This window comes from Tepidimonas taiwanensis (genome assembly GCF_020162115.1).
In the GTDB taxonomy this organism is placed as follows: domain Bacteria; phylum Pseudomonadota; class Gammaproteobacteria; order Burkholderiales; family Burkholderiaceae_C; genus Tepidimonas; species Tepidimonas taiwanensis.
On the sequence record NZ_CP083911.1, the window covers coordinates 2,645,095 to 2,661,922 of the forward strand.

The 16,828-nt window shown below is 68.5% G+C and carries 15 protein-coding genes and 1 pseudogene; 11 read left to right on the plus strand and 5 right to left on the minus strand.

The features are described 5' to 3' along the window. Positions 1–39 precede the first annotated feature (39 nt). Complete coding sequence (locus tag LCC91_RS12485) at positions 40–1,122, minus strand: extracellular solute-binding protein (RefSeq protein WP_043700326.1); 1,083 nt, start codon at positions 1,120–1,122, stop codon at positions 40–42. A gap of 356 nt (positions 1,123–1,478) precedes the next feature. Between LCC91_RS12485 and LCC91_RS12490 the strand changes: the two genes are divergently transcribed. From LCC91_RS12490 to LCC91_RS12510, 5 genes are all read left to right on the plus strand, one after another. Beyond that, a complete protein-coding gene (locus LCC91_RS12490) occupies positions 1,479–2,144 on the plus strand; it encodes a LysE/ArgO family amino acid transporter (protein WP_052231493.1) in 666 nt (221 codons plus the stop codon). Positions 2,145–2,208: 64 nt separating this feature from the next. Next, entirely contained in the window at positions 2,209–3,900 is a 1,692-nt protein-coding gene (locus LCC91_RS12495; RefSeq protein WP_052231494.1) for a flavin monoamine oxidase family protein, read from the plus strand. A gap of 50 nt (positions 3,901–3,950) precedes the next feature. Then, positions 3,951–4,676: a nitrilase-related carbon-nitrogen hydrolase gene (locus LCC91_RS12500; RefSeq protein ID WP_043700333.1), complete on the plus strand. Its 726-nt coding sequence runs from the start codon at positions 3,951–3,953 to the stop codon at positions 4,674–4,676. A 94-nt stretch (positions 4,677–4,770) separates the two neighbouring features. Then, a complete protein-coding gene (locus LCC91_RS12505; RefSeq protein ID WP_043700160.1) occupies positions 4,771–5,025 on the plus strand; it encodes a FitA-like ribbon-helix-helix domain-containing protein in 255 nt (84 codons plus the stop codon). After that, the gene (locus LCC91_RS12510; RefSeq protein ID WP_043700163.1) at positions 5,022–5,444 is read left to right on the plus strand and encodes a type II toxin-antitoxin system VapC family toxin; all 423 of its coding nucleotides are present in this window, start codon (positions 5,022–5,024) and stop codon (positions 5,442–5,444) included. Before LCC91_RS12505 ends, LCC91_RS12510 begins: the two co-directional genes overlap by 4 nt. Positions 5,445–5,508: 64 nt before the next feature. On the opposite strand, the gene LCC91_RS12515 is transcribed toward LCC91_RS12510, so the two are convergent. Further along, the gene (locus LCC91_RS12515) at positions 5,509–6,456 is read right to left on the minus strand and encodes a LysR family transcriptional regulator (RefSeq protein WP_043700167.1); all 948 of its coding nucleotides are present in this window, start codon (positions 6,454–6,456) and stop codon (positions 5,509–5,511) included. A gap of 147 nt (positions 6,457–6,603) precedes the next feature. On the opposite strand from LCC91_RS12515, the gene LCC91_RS12520 reads away from it, so the two are divergent. Continuing rightward, positions 6,604–8,829 carry a malate synthase G gene (locus LCC91_RS12520; RefSeq protein ID WP_043700169.1) on the plus strand — a complete coding sequence of 742 codons (2,226 nt, stop codon included), beginning with the start codon at positions 6,604–6,606 and terminating at the stop codon, positions 8,827–8,829. On the opposite strand, the gene LCC91_RS12525 is transcribed toward LCC91_RS12520, so the two are convergent. Then, entirely contained in the window at positions 8,826–9,788 is a 963-nt protein-coding gene (locus LCC91_RS12525) for a diguanylate cyclase domain-containing protein (protein ID WP_224440951.1), read from the minus strand. The two genes, LCC91_RS12520 and LCC91_RS12525, sit on opposite strands and share 4 nt — an antisense overlap. A gap of 411 nt (positions 9,789–10,199) precedes the next feature. On the opposite strand from LCC91_RS12525, the gene LCC91_RS12530 reads away from it, so the two are divergent. Beyond that, complete coding sequence (locus tag LCC91_RS12530; protein WP_224440952.1) at positions 10,200–10,292, plus strand: hypothetical protein; 93 nt, start codon at positions 10,200–10,202, stop codon at positions 10,290–10,292. 34 nt (positions 10,293–10,326) lie between these two features. On the opposite strand, the gene LCC91_RS12535 is transcribed toward LCC91_RS12530, so the two are convergent. Beyond that, positions 10,327–11,028 carry a hypothetical protein gene (locus LCC91_RS12535; protein ID WP_043700171.1) on the minus strand — a complete coding sequence of 234 codons (702 nt, stop codon included), beginning with the start codon at positions 11,026–11,028 and terminating at the stop codon, positions 10,327–10,329. 204 nt (positions 11,029–11,232) lie between these two features. Between LCC91_RS12535 and hemB the strand changes: the two genes are divergently transcribed. Genes hemB through recQ form a run of 3 tightly spaced genes read left to right on the plus strand, consistent with a single transcriptional unit; the run spans position 11,233 to position 14,612 of the window. Beyond that, complete coding sequence (hemB, locus tag LCC91_RS12540) at positions 11,233–12,261, plus strand: porphobilinogen synthase (protein ID WP_043700173.1); 1,029 nt, start codon at positions 11,233–11,235, stop codon at positions 12,259–12,261. 21 nt (positions 12,262–12,282) lie between these two features. Beyond that, positions 12,283–12,696: a rhodanese-like domain-containing protein gene (locus LCC91_RS12545; RefSeq protein ID WP_143897870.1), complete on the plus strand. Its 414-nt coding sequence runs from the start codon at positions 12,283–12,285 to the stop codon at positions 12,694–12,696. After that, entirely contained in the window at positions 12,693–14,612 is a 1,920-nt protein-coding gene (gene recQ / locus LCC91_RS12550) for a DNA helicase RecQ (protein ID WP_224440953.1), read from the plus strand. Before LCC91_RS12545 ends, recQ begins: the two co-directional genes overlap by 4 nt. 6 nt (positions 14,613–14,618) lie before the next feature. On the opposite strand, the gene LCC91_RS12555 is transcribed toward recQ, so the two are convergent. Beyond that, a complete protein-coding gene (locus tag LCC91_RS12555) occupies positions 14,619–15,512 on the minus strand; it encodes a ChaN family lipoprotein (RefSeq protein WP_052231496.1) in 894 nt (297 codons plus the stop codon). Positions 15,513–15,929: 417 nt separating this feature from the next. On the opposite strand from LCC91_RS12555, the pseudogene LCC91_RS13950 reads away from it, so the two are divergent. Continuing rightward, a pseudogene (locus LCC91_RS13950) lies at positions 15,930–16,283 on the plus strand (cache domain-containing protein); the annotation flags it as partial. Positions 16,284–16,828 lie beyond the last annotated feature (545 nt).

Here is a 16,828-nt window from a genome sequence, read left to right on the forward strand (position 1 = left end):
AAACGCGGGTGCAGTGGACGCCCCGCTGTTCATGACACGTCAACGGGCCGCCTTGATGCGATCCAGAATGCGCCCTTCAATTTCTTCCAAGCCGGCGGGCACGGGCGGATACCACTTGATATTTTTGAGCGCCGTTTCGGGGAAGCTCTCCTGGAATTGACGTCTGAGCACCGGATCGACGTCGGCGTCGCCGCCCTTGACGGCTGTAAAATTGCCAACGGATTTGACCACCTTGGCGGCAATGTCGGGGCGCAAATTGAAATTGATCCACGCGTAGGCTGCCTCGTCATTGCGGCCTTTGGCGGGGATGGCGAAAGTGTCGACCCACCCCAGCGCACCGGATTGTGGGGCGATGAAGCGTATGTCTGGGTTGGTGCGATTGAGCGACCAGCCGCCGGTGTCCCACATCATCGCCGCCGTCAGCTCGCCGGAGCGTATGCCCGCAAGCAGCTGATCCTTGTTGTCAAAAAAATATTTGACGTTTTTCTTGCACGCCATCAAGGTTTGCCCCACCTCTTCCATCAGCGCTGTGTAGGCCTTGGAGTCGTTGTAGAGGGCAAACGGGTCTTTGCCCGACGCAAAAGCAAACGCGATCAGTGTCGGTCGCTTCAGTCGCATCGACACCTTGCCCGCGTACTCCGGGCGGCACAGGTCGGGGTAGTCGCGCACGTTGGGTGCTGACTTGGTGTTGACCACCAGTCCGTCGGTACCCCAGATGTGCGGCACCGCATAGACCTTGCCGGCCACGGTGGTGTTCTTCTTCGTGGCCTCGAGCATCGAAGGAATGAAGCGGTCGGTGTGGATCTTGGACAAATCCAGCGGCTTGTAAATGCCGAACTCCATTTGCGGACCAACGATACGGTCCTGGCTCGGCTGCACGAGATCGAAGCCCGCCCCACCCGTGGCACGAAGCTTCGCGATCATTTCTTCGTTGTTGGACAAAGTGACTTCCACCTTGATGCCGGTCTCGCGGGTGAATTGCTCGATGACTTCTTTGGGCGCGTAATCGGCCCACGTCAGCAAGCGCAACACTTTGTCGTTGGCCAAGCCCTGGACGGGCAACAGACTGGCGGCCGCGGTCAGTGAGGCCAGCCAGCGCAGCGTTTGGCGTTTCGCGTTCATGAGAAAAACCTCCTGCGGGTAAGAAACGAAAAGGAGCCGCGCGTAGAAAATCATCGCACGGAACCGAACCACTGTAAAGCGTAAATATGACGAAACTGTGACCAACCGGCGGGCAAACGGCCGAGGTACCGCTGCTTGGCTGGGTACATGGGCGCGCTCGAATACATGGTCGCGCTAGAAAAATGCACCCCAACTCACGAGGGCATCGCGTGGGCTGCTTGGCCGGGAGGTTGTTGAGTAAAAATTGAATAAAGCAAGAAGCGTTTAAAAACCTTTATAGGTAGCAGCGCGGCACGGCACACTTGGGCTATGACGCGCCGGGGGCAGGCCTCGGTGGTCGCGAGTGAGGATTGCCCATGAGTGTCTGGATCTGGAGTACTGGTTTTGCTGGCGTTGCTGCTCCCAGCTTCACCGCCGGCCTGATGACGAGCCTGTCGCTGATCATGGCCATCGGGCCGCAAAACGCGCACGTGATCCGCACCGGGCTGCAGCGCCGCCACCTGTGGCTGACCGTTCTGACCTGCGCTGTCGCGGACATCGTGCTGATCACGCTGGGCGTGGCGGGGCTCGCCCAACTGGGCGGCCTGTCGGACAAGCTGCACGGCGCGCTGGTCGGCGCGGGGGTGCTCTTCCTCCTCGTCTATGGCTGGCGCGCGGCGCAGCGCTTCTGGTACGGGCCCGCCGCGGCGGACATGCCGGCGGTGGGCGCGGCGGACGCCCAGCCCGTCACGCGCCGGCAGGCGGTGTTGGCCGCGCTGGCGTTTTCGTGGTTGAACCCGCACGCGTGGCTGGACACCGCAGTGCTGATCGGTACGGCTTCACTGGCCTGGGGTGCCCAGCAGCCGGTGTTCGGTCTGGGCGCGGCGACCGGTTCGGTGCTGTGGTTCCTGGTCCTCGGCGGCGCGGCGTTCTGGCTCGGGCGGCGGCTCAATTCGCTGCGCGTCTGGCGGGCACTCGACGGCCTGGTCGCGCTGATGATGTGGGGCACGGCCGCCGCGTTGATTGTCAGCTTGTTCGACTGATGTGGCCCGGCGCGCTGGAGCCCCCACGCCGCCTTTTCCACCCACGACAGAAAGGAGACCCCCTATGACGACTACCCCCACGCTGCGCGCGCCCGCGCGCCGTGCTCCCGATGCGCCGATCACCGTGTTCGGCCCGGATTTCCCGTTCGCCTATGACGAATGGCTGGTGCACCCGGCTGGCCTCGGGGAACTGCCGGCCAGCCGCCACGGTACCGAGGTCGCGGTCGTCGGTGCCGGCATGGCCGGCCTGACCGCCGCGTACGAGCTGATGAAGCTCGGCTTGAAGCCCGTCGTGTACGAGGCGGCGCGCATGGGTGGCCGGCTGCGCTCACAACCGTTCGAGGGCGGCCACGGCGCGATCGCGGAGCTGGGCGGTATGCGCTTTCCGCTGTCGTCGACGGGCTTTTATCACTACGTCAACCTGTTGGGCCTGCAGAGCCGGCCGTTTCCCAACCCGTTGACGCCGGCAGCCAACTGCACCGTCATCGACTTGGAGGGCCGCACGCACTGGGCGCGCACGATCGAGGACTTGCCGCCGCTGTTTCGCGAGGTGGCGCAGGCCTGGGCCGACGCGTTGGAAGAGGGCGCGGGCTTTACCGAGCTGCAAACCGCGATGCGCCAGCGCGACGTCGAGCGCGTCAAGGCGCTGTGGAACGCATTGGTGTCGCGCTGGGACGACCGCACGTTCTACGACTTCGTCTCGCAGTCCAGCGCCTTTCAGCGCCTGAGCTTCCACCACCGGGAGGTCTTTGGCCAGGTGGGCTTTGGCACCGGCGGGTGGGATTCGGACTTCCCGAACTCGATGCTGGAAATCCTGCGCGTGGTGCTGACCGGCTGCGACGAAAACCAGCACTACATCGTCGGTGGTGTGCAGCAGGTGCCGATGGGCCTGTGGCACCACGCGCCGCAGCGCCTCGTGCATTGGCCCAGCGGCACGACGCTCGCCAAATTGCACCACGGGGCGCCCCGCCCGGGCGTGCGCGCCATCCAACGTGCCGGCAACGGCCAGCTGGAGGTCACCGACGCTTGGGGCACGACCCGGCGTTACGACGCCGTGCTCGTGACGTGCCAGAGCTGGCTGCTGACCACGCAGATCGCGTGCGAGGAGTCGCTGTTCTCGCAAAAACTCTGGATGGCGCTGGACCGCACGCGCTACATGCAGTCGTCCAAGACCTTCGTGATGGTGGACCGGCCGTTCTGGAACGACCTGCGCGACAACGGCTGGCCGGTGATGGGCATGACGCTGACCGACCGCCTCACGCGCGGCACCTATCTGTTCGACAACGGGCCGGACAAGCCCGGCGTGATTTGTCTGTCCTACGCGTGGATGAGCGACGCGCTCAAGATGCTGCCGTACGACAGCACCAAGCGCGTGCAGCTCGCGCTGGACGCGCTGCGCAAGATCTATCCGGACGTCGATATCGCGAGCCACATCATCGGCGACCCGATCACCATCTCGTGGGAGGCCGATCCGCACTTCCTCGGGGCGTTCAAGGGCGCGCTGCCCGGGCATTACCGCTACAACCACCGCATGTACGGGCACTTCATGCAGGACGCGCTGCCCGAGCGGGAGCGCGGCATCTTCCTCGCCGGTGACGATATCTCGTTCACGCCGGCGTGGGTCGAGGGGGCGGTGCAGACGGCGCTCAACGCCGTGTGGGGCATCGTGCGCCACTTGGGCGGCGCGAGCCATCCGGACAACCCCGGCCCGGGCGATTACTATCCGCACATCGGCCCGGTGGCGCTGCCGGACTGACGCCGCGCCGCACGGGCGCTGGAGCGAACGACAGGAGGACCCGACCGCATATGCGCATTGCGCTGTGGCAAACCGAACACCCATCCCCCGGCGACACCGCCGCCGCTCTGCAACGGCTGGACGCCGCCGCGCGTGACGCGGCCGCGCAGGGGGCGCGCTGGCTGGTCACGCCGGAGATGGCGCTCACCGGCTACCTGATCGACCCCGCGCGGCTGGCCGCGCTGGCCGAGGCGGCCGACGGGCCGCTCGCACAGGCCGTGGCCGCCATCGCCCGCTCGCGCGGTATCGGCATCGCCTACGGCTGGCCGGAGCGTCACCCGGAAGATGGCAAGCCGTACAACGCCGTGCAAGCGATCGGCCCGGACGGGACACGCCTGGCCGTGCACCGCAAGGTGCACCTCTTCGGCGCGGCGGACGCCGAGCGCTTCACGCCCGGGGATGCGGTCGCGCCACCGTTCGACTGGGAAGGGCAGCGCATCGGCCTGCTCATCTGCTACGACGTCGAGCAGCCCGCGGCGGTGCGGGCGCTGGCGCAACAGGGCGCACGGCTGATCCTCGTGCCCACGGCCAACATGCTGCCCTACGACGACGCCCCGCTGCTGACCGTGCCGCGCCTGGCGGCCGAGCAGCGTGTCGCCATCGCGTACGCCAACGCCTGCGGGGCGGAGGGCAGCACCTACTACGGTGGCTACAGCACGCTCGTCGGCCCCAACGGCGAAGTGCTGGCCCGCGCGGGGCGCGGGGCGACGCTCCTGGTGGCCGACGTTCCGGGATGACAGTCACGGCAGGGAGCAGGCGCTTCCTTGGTGCACGGTTGCTGTCAAGTCGGTAGAATGCAAGCATCTGCAGCATGCTGGAGTTTCGCTTGACATGCCCTCCGTAACGATTCGCCATGTGCCGGACGAGGTGCACCGCGCGATTCGGGTGCGCGCCGCGCAGCACGGGCGCAGCGCGGAGGCGGAGATGCGCGCCATCCTGGAGGCGGCGGTTCGTCCATCCAACCGCTTGAAGCTCGGATCCCTGCTGGCCGCCGCTGGTCGTCAGGTGGGGCTGACGGAGGAAGAATTTCGCGTTCTGCAGAGCGCGCGCGATCAGACGCCGGCCCGTGCCGCGAGCTTTGAATGATCTTGCTCGACACCAACGTGGTGTCCGAGCCGCTGCGGCCGACGCCAGCAACCCGCGTCATCGACTGGCTCGACCAACAACCGCTCGAGACGCTTCATTTGTCGGTGATGACGGTGGCCGAGTTGCGCGCGGGCGTGGCGCTGCTGCCGGTGGGGCGGCGCCGCGCTCAGCTGCACGACGCCGTGGAAACGCAGCTGCTGCCCTCTTTTGCCGGGCGTGTGTTGCCGTTTGACCTGGCGTGTACCAGCGCCTATGCCCGGGTGTTGGCGGCGGCGCGCGAGGCGGGCTGCGCCATCGCGACGGCCGATGTCTGTATCGCGGCAGTGGCGTTGACCCACGGATTGATCGTTGCCACCCGCGACGTCCGACCCTTTCGCACCGTTGGCCTGACGGTCATCAACCCCTGGGAGGAAGGGTGATGGAGGGTCCTGCCGTCAGCGGTGGCAAGGTGGTGGTCTGCCGACACCGCCACGGAGGACCGAATCACCCGCCGGATGGGGCTGCCCCTTCGCGCAGCCCCCAAAACCCCGGCTGTCCATAGTGCTCCTTCAGGAAGTCCACCCACGCGCGCACACGGCGCGGCAGGTGGCGGGCGCTGGGAAAGACGGCGTAGATGCCGTTCGGCGGGGCGGCGTAGTCGTCCAGCACGGCGACGAGCCGCCCGGCGTCGAGGTCGGCTTGCACCTCCCACGTGCTGCGCCATGCCAGCCCCAGGCCCGCGAGGCACCATTCGTACAGCACCTGCCCGTCGGTGCAGTCCAGCGGGCCGCGCGGGCGCACGTGCAGCAGCTGGCGCTGGCCCGCTTCGGCGGGCACGCTGAAGGCCCAGCCGCGCGTTTGTGACGCGTCCGACGACAGCACCAGGCAGTCGTGTTGCAGCAGGTCGTGTGGGTGGCGTGGCACGCCGCGGCGCTGCAGGTAGGACGGCGCGGCGACGACGCGGCGGCGGTTGTCGGCCAGCCGCACGCTCACCAGCGACGAATCCGGCAGGTCGCCGACGCGCACCGCGCAGTCGTAGCCTTCGGCGATGAGGTCGACGACGCGATCGCTGAGGTTGAGCGAGACCGTGATTTCCGGATACCGCGCGCGAAAGGCGGGCACCAGCGGCGCGACGTGCCGCCGGCCAAAGCCGGCCGGGGCGGTGATGCGCAGGTGGCCGCGCACGGCGCTGCCGCCGGCGCTGACGTTGGCTTCGGCCTGCGCGAGTTCGGCGAGCAGCCGCTGGCAGTCTTCCAGAAACGCGCTGCCTTCGGGCGTGAGGGTCAGGCGCCGCGTCGTGCGCACCAGCAGCTTGACGCCGAGGTGCTCCTCCAGCGCGTCGAGGCGTCGGGCGATGATGGCGGGCACGACCCCTTCGGCGCGGGCGGCGGCGGCCAGGCTGCCGCGCTGCGCGACGGCCACGAAGGTTTCCATCGCCCGGAGCCGGTCCATGCGGACGATTATTCAACAAAAAGTCATGGCTGTTGCCCGGGGCAGGGGGTCGATCGCCGGCGGGTTTTCCCCTACAGTCACACGCTCGGACCTATGCCGTTCCGGCTCCCCGGGGCGGAAAGTGATTTATCTGGAGCAATCGGGATCATGACGACTTCGCGCATCACGGTGGGCCGCCTGCAGGTGGCCGAGGTGCTGTACCGTTTCATCGAGGATCAGGTGCTGCCCGGCACCGGTATCGACAGCGCGCGTTTCTGGAGCGGCTTCGACGCCATCGTGGCGGACCTGGCGCCGAAGAACCGCGCGCTGCTGGCCGAGCGCGACCGCCTGCAGGCCGAGCTGGACAAGTGGCACAGCGCCAACCCGGGACCGATCCGTAACCCGGCGGCGTACCGGCAGTTTCTGGAAACGATCGGCTACCTCGTGCCGCCGCCGGGTGACGTGCGCGTGACCACGGCCAACGTGGACGCGGAACTGGCCACGCAGGCCGGGCCGCAGCTGGTCGTGCCCATCCTCAACGCGCGCTACGCGCTCAACGCGGCCAACGCGCGCTGGGGCAGCCTCTACGACGCGCTCTACGGGACGGATGCAATCCCCGAGGCCGACGGCTGCGAGAAAGGCCCGGGCTATAACGAGAAGCGCGGCGCCAAAGTCATCGCCTACGCGCGCAACGTGCTGGATCAGGCCGCGCCGCTGGCACAGGGTTCGCACGCCGACGCCACCCGTTACGCCGTGGAGGGCGGTGCGCTGCGCGTGACGCTGCGCGACGGGGCGGTGACCGGGTTGCGAGACCCGGTGCAGTTCGTCGGCTATCAGGGGGACGCCGCGGCGCCGTCGTCGGTGCTGCTGCGCCACCACGGCCTGCACCTGGACATCCGCATCGACCGCGCGCACCCGATCGGCGCCACCGACCCGGCCGGCGTGTGCGACGTCGTGGTGGAGGCGGCGCTGTCCACCATCCTCGATCTGGAGGACTCGGTCGCCGCGGTGGACGCCGAAGACAAGGTGCTCGGCTACCGCAACTGGCTGGGCATTCTGCAGGGGTGGCTGACCGAGTCGTTCGACAAGGGCGGCCGCACGATGACGCGCGGGCTGCACGGCGACCGCCGCTACACCGCGCCGGACGGCCGGGGTGAGGTGGTGTTGCCCGGGCGCTCGCTGCTGTTCGTGCGCAACGTCGGCCACTTGATGACCAACCCGGCCATCCTCTACACCGACGCCGACGGCACGGTGCGCGAGATCCCGGAAGGCATCATGGACGCCGTCGTGACGACGACGATCGCGCTGCACGACCTGCAGGGCCACGGCAAGCTGCCCAGCGGCGAGCCAATCCGCAACAGCCGCACCGGCAGCATCTACATCGTCAAGCCCAAGATGCACGGCCCGCGCGAGGTGGCGTTCGCCGCCGAGCTGTTCAGCCGCGTGGAGCAGATGCTCGGCCTGCCCGACAGCACGGTCAAGCTCGGCATCATGGACGAGGAGCGCCGCACCAGCGTCAACCTCAAGGCCTGCATCGCCGCCGCCAGCAGCCGCGTGGCGTTCATCAACACCGGGTTCCTGGACCGCACCGGCGACGAGATCCACACCGCGATGCTCGCCGGCCCGATGATCCGCAAGAACGACATGAAGAGCAGCGCCTGGATCCAGGCGTACGAGCGCAACAACGTGCTCGTGGGCCTCAAGTGCGGGCTGCGCGGCCGCGCGCAGATCGGCAAGGGTATGTGGGCCATGCCGGACCTGATGGCGGCGATGCTGGAGCAAAAGATCGCGCACCCGAAGGCCGGTGCCAACACCGCCTGGGTGCCGAGCCCCACCGCGGCGACGCTGCACGCGCTGCACTACCACCAGGTGGACGTGTTCGCCATCCAGCAGGAGCTGGAAAAGATCGACGCCGACGCCGAGCGCGACACGCTGCTCGCTGGCCTGCTGACCGTGCCCGTCAGCCCCAACCCGAACTGGAGCGACGCCGAGAAGCAGCAGGAGCTGGACAACAACATCCAGGGCATCCTGGGCTACGTGGTGCGCTGGGTGGACCAGGGCGTGGGCTGCTCCAAGGTGCCGGACATCAACGATGTCGGCCTGATGGAAGACCGTGCGACGCTGCGCATCAGCAGCCAGCACGTGGCCAACTGGCTGCACCACGGCGTCGTCACGGCCGAGCAGGTGCGCGCCACCTTCGAGCGCATGGCGGCCAAGGTCGACCAGCAAAACGCGGGTGACCCCAACTACCGCCCGATGGCGCCGAACTTCGCGCAGAGCATGGCGTTCCAGGCGGCACTGGACCTCGTCTTCAAGGGCAAGGAGCAGCCCAGCGGCTACACCGAGCCGCTGCTGCACGCCTGGCGGCAGAAGGTCAAGGCCGCGCGCGGCTAGGCTGTTACCGACGGGGCCCGCCCCTGCCGGGGCGGGCGTGCTTGGTCGCAGCGGCCTGGGCGGGCGATTTCGCTTTCCATCCAGCGACGCCGCCCAGCACGCTTGGCCCGGTACAGTGCCTCGTCACTGCGTTGCAGCAGGTTTTCCAGTGACTTGCCCGTCTCGTCGTGGTGGCGTGCGAGCCCGGCGCTGGCGGATACGGCAATTTCCTCGCCCTGGTAGCGCACAGGTTGGCCGGAGACGGCGGCGAGCATGCGATCGGCCGTTCGGTGGGCGTGGGCCCGATCCGTGGCGGTAAAAAGCAACAAAAACTCCTCGCCGCCGTAGCGCAGCAGCGGCTCGCCCTGGCGCGTGCACGCCCGCAGGCGCTGCGCCACTTCGCGCAACACAGCGTCGCCCGCTGCATGCCCGTGGGTGTCGTTGATGGCCTTGAAGTGATCCAAATCCAGCAGCAACGCATACACCGCTTCGCCACGGCGGTTGGCTTGCGCGCGCAGGGCGCCGAACTGCTCAGGCAAGCGGTGACGCAGCGGCAGCTGGGTGAGCGGGTCACATGTCAGCAGATTGGACAGCACCGCCGTTTTGAGCCGCTCCAGCGCACTGACCAGATGGCGTTGGTGACGTTCGAAGCCGCTCAGCGCCTGCTGCACACGGTTCGGGTCGGTGCGCGCGCCGGCAGCCCACAGACCGGCGACCGCCGCGTGCATGGCCATGTGTTCGCGGCGGATTTCGTTGAGCAGCTCAGCGTTGTGCAGCTGCAACGGCGCGGGCGCATGCGCCAGCCATTTTCCCAGTTCACATTGCTCGTGCGCATTGTCGGCGCAGATGTCGCCGGGCGGCGTCTGGTGCAGCAGCGCACAGCGCAGGACGCGGTGTGTCCATGCCAGGTGCTGCGCGATGGCAGCGTCGATATCCCGTGCCAGTTGGGATGCCACGTCCCCGTCGGCGGGGGCTGGCATCGTGGGGTGCGTCATGATGCGAAGGATGATGTGCCGGTGTTTCGATTATCTTTACGTTGTTCAGCAGCGGCAATGCCAAGGGAACGGCCGGGGAGGCGGGCGTTGCATGGCACGGGCGTTACCCCTGGCGCGTCGCTGGCGGTGCCGCGGCGGCGTGTGTTGCACGCAAGGTTCGTTTCATGGGGTGTGAGGAGATATTGCGATGGACACGGCGGACAGCGCCACGCACACAGCGCATCGGCGCTTCCCGACGGCAGCGGCAGTGGTGGGTGCGAGTGCTGAGTTGGCTGTCGGGTCAGCAGCGATGGATGCCGCTCGTTGTCCTCTGTGTGGCGGCCCCAATGGATGCGCGATGGTTCACGAGCGTGAGACGGGCCGGGCCGGCCCCAGCCACCGTGTTGGTGCACGCACATGACGTTCAGTGAGGCCGTGCTGAAGCGGGTGCCACCTGCGGCGCGCGGGCGAGCGTGTGTGTGCGCGCAGTGCGCGCGTGCGCAAGACTGACGCGGTGTGTCTTCGGTGTGCCAGCGAGGGACCATCAGGCCGGGGGCACCGAAGGCGGCGATGACGGCTCGATGGCCCGCACGAAAGTCACCTGAGCCCGAAGCTGAGCCGCTGCGGCGTCTTGCCGCAGCTCGATGGCACCATCGGTGTCGGCCAGCCGTTGCGCGAGCAACCACGGCATGCTGTGGGCCGGCGGCGGGTTGGCTGCGCTTTCGACCGTACCGGCCCGGACGCTCAGCGTCAAACGGGCACCGCGGTACATGGTGGTGCTCGATGAGACCGCGGTGGCGCTGGGATCACCGGTCAAGCAGTCGATAGGAGCCACCGCGATATCCACATGCGAACCGTGTTGGATGGCCCAATCCAGCAGCGCTTGCACCAGGCCATACGCCAGCGTGGGGTCGACGAGGACCGGGGCAGCCGAGAGCTGCTGCTCGACCGTGATGCCCAGCGCGGCCAGCGTTTCGCAGCGCTCGGCCAGTGCCGCCGCCGTCACGTCGGCGAGATCGATTTTTTCGTGGGTTTGTCGAACCTGTCCGCGCAGCAGCCGCGCAATCTGCTGACTCTGCATGCCGCCGCGCTTCAGGCACAAGGCCGGCCGGGCCAGGATCTCGACCTCTGCCGCGGACAAACGCCCCCGTTGTTGGAGCAGCTCCAGTCCGCGCAGCAGGTGATCCACCGTATCGACCGCTTGCGCGGTGATGGCGTTGGCCAGTTCCGCCCAGGCCTCGATCAACAGAGATGCATCCGGCGCAGCGAGGCCTTGAAGCGGCCGCTGCGCGAGGGCTGGGGATGGCGGCGCGTGGGGTGCAGAGGGCTCCGTCATGGCTGTGCGCAGTGCCTGCCAGCGTGGGTTGTTGGCCCATTGAAGCGGCTTGCGATGCCGGTGATGCGATCCACTCCAGTGTAGTCGAGCCGCCGACGGGCCACAATAACGACCATGGATGCGATCACCCCCACCGCGGGCCACCCGGCCCCCTATCCGCTGTCGCGGCCGCGCCGCCTGCGCCGCGACGTGTTCACCCGCAACCTGGTGCGCGAGCACCACTTGACGGTGCACGACCTGATCTACCCCGTCTTCGTGCTCGACGGGCGCGGCCGGCGCGAGCCGGTGGCGTCGATGCCCGGCGTGGAGCGGCTCAGCCTCGACCTGCTGCTGCCGGTGGCGCAGGAGTGCGTGGAGCTGGGCATTCCGGTGATGGCGCTGTTTCCGGTCATCGATCCGGCGCTCAAGACCCCGGACGGGCGCGAGGCATGGAACCCGGACGGACTGGTGCCGCGTGTGGTGGCCGAGCTCAAGGCCAAGGTGCCCAACCTCGGCATCATGACCGACGTGGCGCTGGACCCCTACACCAGCCACGGGCAGGACGGGCTGCTGGATGAGACGGGCTACATCCTCAACGACGCCACCGTCGAGGTACTGGTCAAGCAGGCGCTGGTGCAGGCGGCTGCGGGCGTGGACATCGTCGCGCCCAGCGACATGATGGACGGGCGCATCGGCGCGATCCGTCAGGCGCTGGAGGCGCGCGGCTACGTGCATACGCGCATCATGGCCTACAGCGCCAAGTACGCAAGCAGCTTCTACGGGCCGTTCCGCGACGCGGTCGGCAGCGCCGCCAACCTCGGCAAGGCCGACAAAAAGGTCTACCAGATGGACCCGGCCAACACCGACGAGGCGCTGCGCGAGGTGGCACTCGACCTGGCCGAAGGTGCGGACATGGTGATGGTCAAGCCGGGGATGCCGTACCTGGACGTGGTGCGCCGCGTCAAGGACGAATTCAAGGTGCCCACCTTTGCCTATCAGGTCAGCGGCGAGTACGCGATGATCAAGGCCGCCGCCGCCAACGGCTGGCTGGACCACGATGCGGTGATGATGGAGAGCCTGCTGGCGTTCAAGCGCGCCGGTGCCGACGGGGTGCTGACCTATTTCGCGCGCGAGGCGGCGCGGCTGCTGCGCGCCGCGGCGTGAGTGCCCCGGGGGACGCGATCCATGAAACACCTGATGCCCACCGAGGCGTGGCAGTGGCTGCAGGCGCATGCTGGTGACCCGCCCGAGCGCGCGCCGCTTTTCATCGACGTGCGCATGGAGATCGAGTCGCTCTACGTCGGCCGCCCGCCGGGGGTGATCAACATCCCGTGGTACGAGTACCCGGACCTCACGCCCGATCCGGACGCGTTCGTCGCGCGGGTGCTGGCCGAAGCCGACGGCGACAAGACCCGCCCGGTGCTGCTGATCTGCCGCAGCAGTAAGCGCACGCTGGACGCCGGCGCGGCGCTGGAGGCGGCGGGCTTTACCGACGTGGCGCACGTGGTGCACGGGTTCGAGGGGGAGCTCGACGAGCATTTCCACCGCTCCAGCCGCAACGGCTGGCGCTACGAGGGACTGCCCTGGGAACAGATGTGAAGCCACTGACGCCGCAGCAGGCCCTGGCCGACGCGCGGGCCGTGCTGGCTGAGGTATTCGGCTACCCGGCCTTCCGCGGCCAGCAGGCGGACATCGTCACGCACGTGGGCGCGGGTGGCGACGCGCTGGTGCTGATGCCCACCGGGGGCGGCAAGTCGCTGTGCTACCAGATCCCGGCCATCGTGCGCCAGCGCGCCGGCCTGGGGACCACCATCGTCGTCTCACCGCTGATCGCGCTGATGCACGACCAGGTGGGGGCGCTGCACGAGGCGGGGGTGGAGGCGGCGTACCTGAATTCGAGCCTGACGGCGGAGCAGGCCGCGGCCGTCGAGCAGCGCCTGATGCGCGGCGAGCTCACCCTGTTGTACGCCGCGCCGGAGCGCATCGTCACGCCGCGCTTTTTGGCCCGGCTGCAGGCGCTGTTCGAGGCCGGGCGGCTGGCGCTGTTCGCCATCGACGAGGCGCACTGCGTCAGCCAGTGGGGGCACGATTTCCGGCCCGAGTACCGCGAGCTGGCGGTGCTGCCCGAGCGCTTTCCCGGCGTGCCGCGCGTGGCGCTGACCGCCACGGCCGACGCGCTCACGCGCGCCGACATCGTGGCGCACCTGCGGCTGGAGGGCGCGGCCACGTTCGTCGCCAGCTTCGACCGGCCCAACATCCGCTACACCATCGTCGAAAAGCGCGACAGCCTGCGGCAGTTGCTGCGCTTCATCGAACAGGAGCACGGCGGCCCCGGCGGGCACGACAGCGGCATCGTCTACTGCGCGTCGCGGCGCAAGGTGGAGGACGTCGCCGCGCGGCTGCAGGCGGCGGGCTTGCGCGCGCTGCCCTACCACGCGGGGCTCGACGCCGCCACGCGCCAGCGGCACCAGGACCGCTTTCTGCGCGAGGACGGCCTCATCATCGTCGCCACCATCGCCTTCGGCATGGGCATCGACAAGCCGGACGTGCGCTTCGTCGCCCACCTGGACCTGCCGAAAAATATCGAGGGCTACTACCAGGAAACCGGCCGCGCGGGGCGTGATGGCGAGCCGGCGAACGCGTGGATGGCCTACGGGCTGCAGGACGTGGTGCAGCAGCGCCGGCTGATCGACGAGAGCGCCGCCAGCGACGAGTTCAAGCGCGTGCTGCGCGGCAAGCTCGACGCGCTGCTGGCGCTGGCGGAGTCCACCGGCTGCCGCCGCCAGCAATTGTTGGCCTACTTTGGCGAGGCGAGCGCCCCGTGCGGCAACTGCGACAACTGCCTGGCACCGCCGCAGACCTGGGACGCGACCGAGCCGGCGCGCAAGCTGCTGTCGTGTATCTATCGGCTGCAGCAGAGCGGAACGGCGTTCGGTGCCGGCCACGTGATCGACGTGCTGCGCGGGCAGGAGACGGAGAAGATCCGCCAGTACGGCCATGCGGCGCTGTCCACCTATGGCATAGGGCGCGAGCTGGACGAGACGCAGTGGCGCCGGCTGTTGCGCCAGCTCATCGCGCTCGGCGCGGTGCAGGTGGCGGGGGAGTTCCACACGCTGCACCTGACCGCGGCGGCGCGTCCGATCCTGCGCGGCGAGCAGGCGGTGCGCCTGCGCGTCGCCGCCGACGGCGGTGGGCGTGCGCGCGACCGCAGCGAGCGCCGGGCCCGCGCGGTGAGCAGCGAGGCGCGGCTGCCGCTGATCGGGCGCGAGGTGCTCGCGGCCCTCAAGGCATGGCGCGCGGGCGTGGCGCGCGAGCACGACCTGCCGGCCTACGTGATCTTTCACGACGCGACGCTGCGTGCGATCGCCGAGTGCCTGCCGCGCGAGTGGTCGGACCTGCTCGACATCCCCGGCCTGGGTGACAAGAAGCGCGAGGCCTACGGCGCGGACGTGTTGCACATCGTCGCCGAGGCGTTGGCTCGCACAGCGCCCAGCCCGCTCACCAAGTGGGCGTGAGCGCGCTCAGGTCGGCGCGCGACCGCGGAAAGCGGCGCAGTGGTCGACCGGCGGCGTCGCAGGCGTCAGCCACACCGCGTCGGTGCTCATCTCGTGCGGGGTGGCGGGGGCCTCACCGGCGCTGACGAACGCGACGCTGTGCAGCGCCCCTGCCCGGTCGGGCGCACGCCGCTGCAGGTGAAACGGCACGCCGCGGTCGCGTCGCACGTGCTGCTGGCCGGCCACCAGCACCACCGTCGCGCCGTCCCGCCCTTCGTCGAGCAGCGTGGCGGCCATCGCGTCGTCGCGCGCGAGCTGGATGCGCGCCATCGGCCCCCACTGCGAGCGCGGTAATTGCCCGCAGTGTCCCTCGTCGATCGCGCGCAGCAGGGTGTCGTATGCGGGGGGTGGCAGCAGCGTGTCCCAGTGCGATTGGCCCATGACCTCACGCTGCGCCGCGCGTGGCAGGTTGCCGCCCACCACCGGCACGCCCGCGCGCACCGCCGCCATCACCACCGGCCCGTAGCGCCGCCACGGCCAGCTGCGATCGTTCCACTGCAGCGCCGCCTGCGCCGTCGCTTCCGTCGCATCGGGCGCAAGGCCGCGCGTGTCCACGCCGCGTTCGGCCATCTCGAGCACCAGTGCCGCGAGCCGCCCCTGTTCCGCCAGCACCTGCACCACGGCTGCCTGCAGCGCCTGGTGCGCGTCGGCGTCGTGCTGCTCGCCCAACAGCAGCCAGCGCGGCCGGCCGATCACGGCGAGTGACTCACGCACCCACGGGAGCAATGCACTGCCAGCCAGTCCCGCACGGGCATCCATCGTCGAGGCGCGCACGTGCCGAGCGGGTAGCGCCACCACGGCCAAGGCCGCGCTCAGCCACGTCCGTCGATTCGGGTAATACAGGCCGCGCATGGTTTTCATGATAGCCGGGTCAACACCGGAGGGGTTTTGCCGTCTTGGGCACCGTGGTACAGGCCCGCTTTGTGGTGTTGGCACAACGGCATCGCCTTCCCTGAACCCCAATTGGCCTATAAGCCGCACAAAACAATACAAATGATAAATATGGCATCCATTTTATGATAGGGTTGTCGTGCCGACGATAACTCGATAGAGGTGGCCATGACCCTGCAGCGGCGGTTGGTTTTCGTGACCTTGACGGTCGTGATTTTGGGCTTTGCGATCAGTGCCGCCGCACAGGCCTGGGTTGCGCTGACGCAGTTGCGCAGCGCTCGGCTGGGCGAGGTGCGCGATTTGGTACAGGTCCGCGCCGACGAGATGAAAACCCTGCTGGAGCGCGCTGCTGCCACCGCTCGCGCGGCGGCGGCAGCGCTCGACACCATGCGGCGCGAGGGCTTGGCGGATCGGCGGCAGGCGAACGCGGTGGTGCGCGGCGCGCTGGTGAGCAATCCCACGCTAATTGGGGCGTCGACCGCGTGGGAGCCGAATGCGTTCGATGGGCGCGACGCGGAATTCGTCAACGCCGATGCGGCGCACGACGAAACGGGGCGGCTCATCCCGTGGTGGTATCGGACGGGCCAGCGCATCGGTGTGGAAAAGCTGATTGACTACGAAAAACCCGGCGATGGCGACTGGTACCTGGAGCCGCGCCGCCAAAAGCGCGAAACCATCATGGAGCCCTACCTCTATCCTGTCGAGGGCAAGCAGGTGCTCATGACCACCATCAGCGCTCCCATTCTCGAGGGTGAGCGTTTCCTCGGCATCACCACAGTCGATTTGCCGCTGGATGACGTTTCGCGACTGTTGGCGCATACAACGCTCTTGCGTTCGGGCTGGGTGACACTGGTCAGCGGCAGCGGTAAGGTGGTCGCGCACCCCGACGAGCGAATGGCCGGCAAAACGGCTGAAGAAGCTGGGATACCACCCGAGGTGGTTCAGGCGGTGCGCGCGGGTCGCGCGGCGCAACTCCCGGTGGGGACGAACCTGTACGTCATCGAGCCGTTCACGCCGGGACAAACGAACGCGACATGGGTACTGCTCGGCGTCGTGCCCCAGGCGGATTTGCGCGAGGGTGTCGGGCGAATGATCGGTGCCGCGGCGGTCGTTGCCTGTTTGGGCATTGCGCTCGTTGCGGGTACGCTGTTGTGGCAAGTGCGCCGCTGGGTGCTGCAGCCACTGGGCGGAGAGCCCGCGGAAGTGGGGCGCATCGTGCATCGCATCGCGCAGCAAGATTTGGTGGCCGACCCACACGAGCGCAGCGCCGCCGCTGGCAGTGTGTT

Excerpts from the sequence above, each read along its gene's own strand:
- LCC91_RS12485 (WP_043700326.1), bottom strand. The coding sequence starts at position 1,122 with ATGAACGCGAAACGCCAAACGCTGCGCTGGCTGGCCTCACTGACCGCG.
- LCC91_RS12490 (WP_052231493.1), top strand. The coding sequence starts at position 1,479 with ATGAGTGTCTGGATCTGGAGTACTGGTTTTGCTGGCGTTGCTGCTCCC.
- LCC91_RS12495 (WP_052231494.1), top strand. The coding sequence starts at position 2,209 with ATGACGACTACCCCCACGCTGCGCGCGCCCGCGCGCCGTGCTCCCGAT.
- LCC91_RS12500 (WP_043700333.1), top strand. The coding sequence starts at position 3,951 with ATGCGCATTGCGCTGTGGCAAACCGAACACCCATCCCCCGGCGACACC.
- LCC91_RS12505 (WP_043700160.1), top strand. The coding sequence starts at position 4,771 with ATGCCCTCCGTAACGATTCGCCATGTGCCGGACGAGGTGCACCGCGCG.
- LCC91_RS12510 (WP_043700163.1), top strand. The coding sequence starts at position 5,022 with ATGATCTTGCTCGACACCAACGTGGTGTCCGAGCCGCTGCGGCCGACG.
- LCC91_RS12515 (WP_043700167.1), bottom strand. The coding sequence starts at position 6,456 with ATGGACCGGCTCCGGGCGATGGAAACCTTCGTGGCCGTCGCGCAGCGC.
- LCC91_RS12520 (WP_043700169.1), top strand. The coding sequence starts at position 6,604 with ATGACGACTTCGCGCATCACGGTGGGCCGCCTGCAGGTGGCCGAGGTG.
- LCC91_RS12525 (WP_224440951.1), bottom strand. The coding sequence starts at position 9,788 with ATGCCAGCCCCCGCCGACGGGGACGTGGCATCCCAACTGGCACGGGAT.
- LCC91_RS12530 (WP_224440952.1), top strand. The coding sequence starts at position 10,200 with ATGACGTTCAGTGAGGCCGTGCTGAAGCGGGTGCCACCTGCGGCGCGC.
- hemB (WP_043700173.1), top strand. The coding sequence starts at position 11,233 with ATGGATGCGATCACCCCCACCGCGGGCCACCCGGCCCCCTATCCGCTG.
- LCC91_RS12545 (WP_143897870.1), top strand. The coding sequence starts at position 12,283 with ATGAAACACCTGATGCCCACCGAGGCGTGGCAGTGGCTGCAGGCGCAT.
- LCC91_RS12555 (WP_052231496.1), bottom strand. The coding sequence starts at position 15,512 with ATGAAAACCATGCGCGGCCTGTATTACCCGAATCGACGGACGTGGCTG.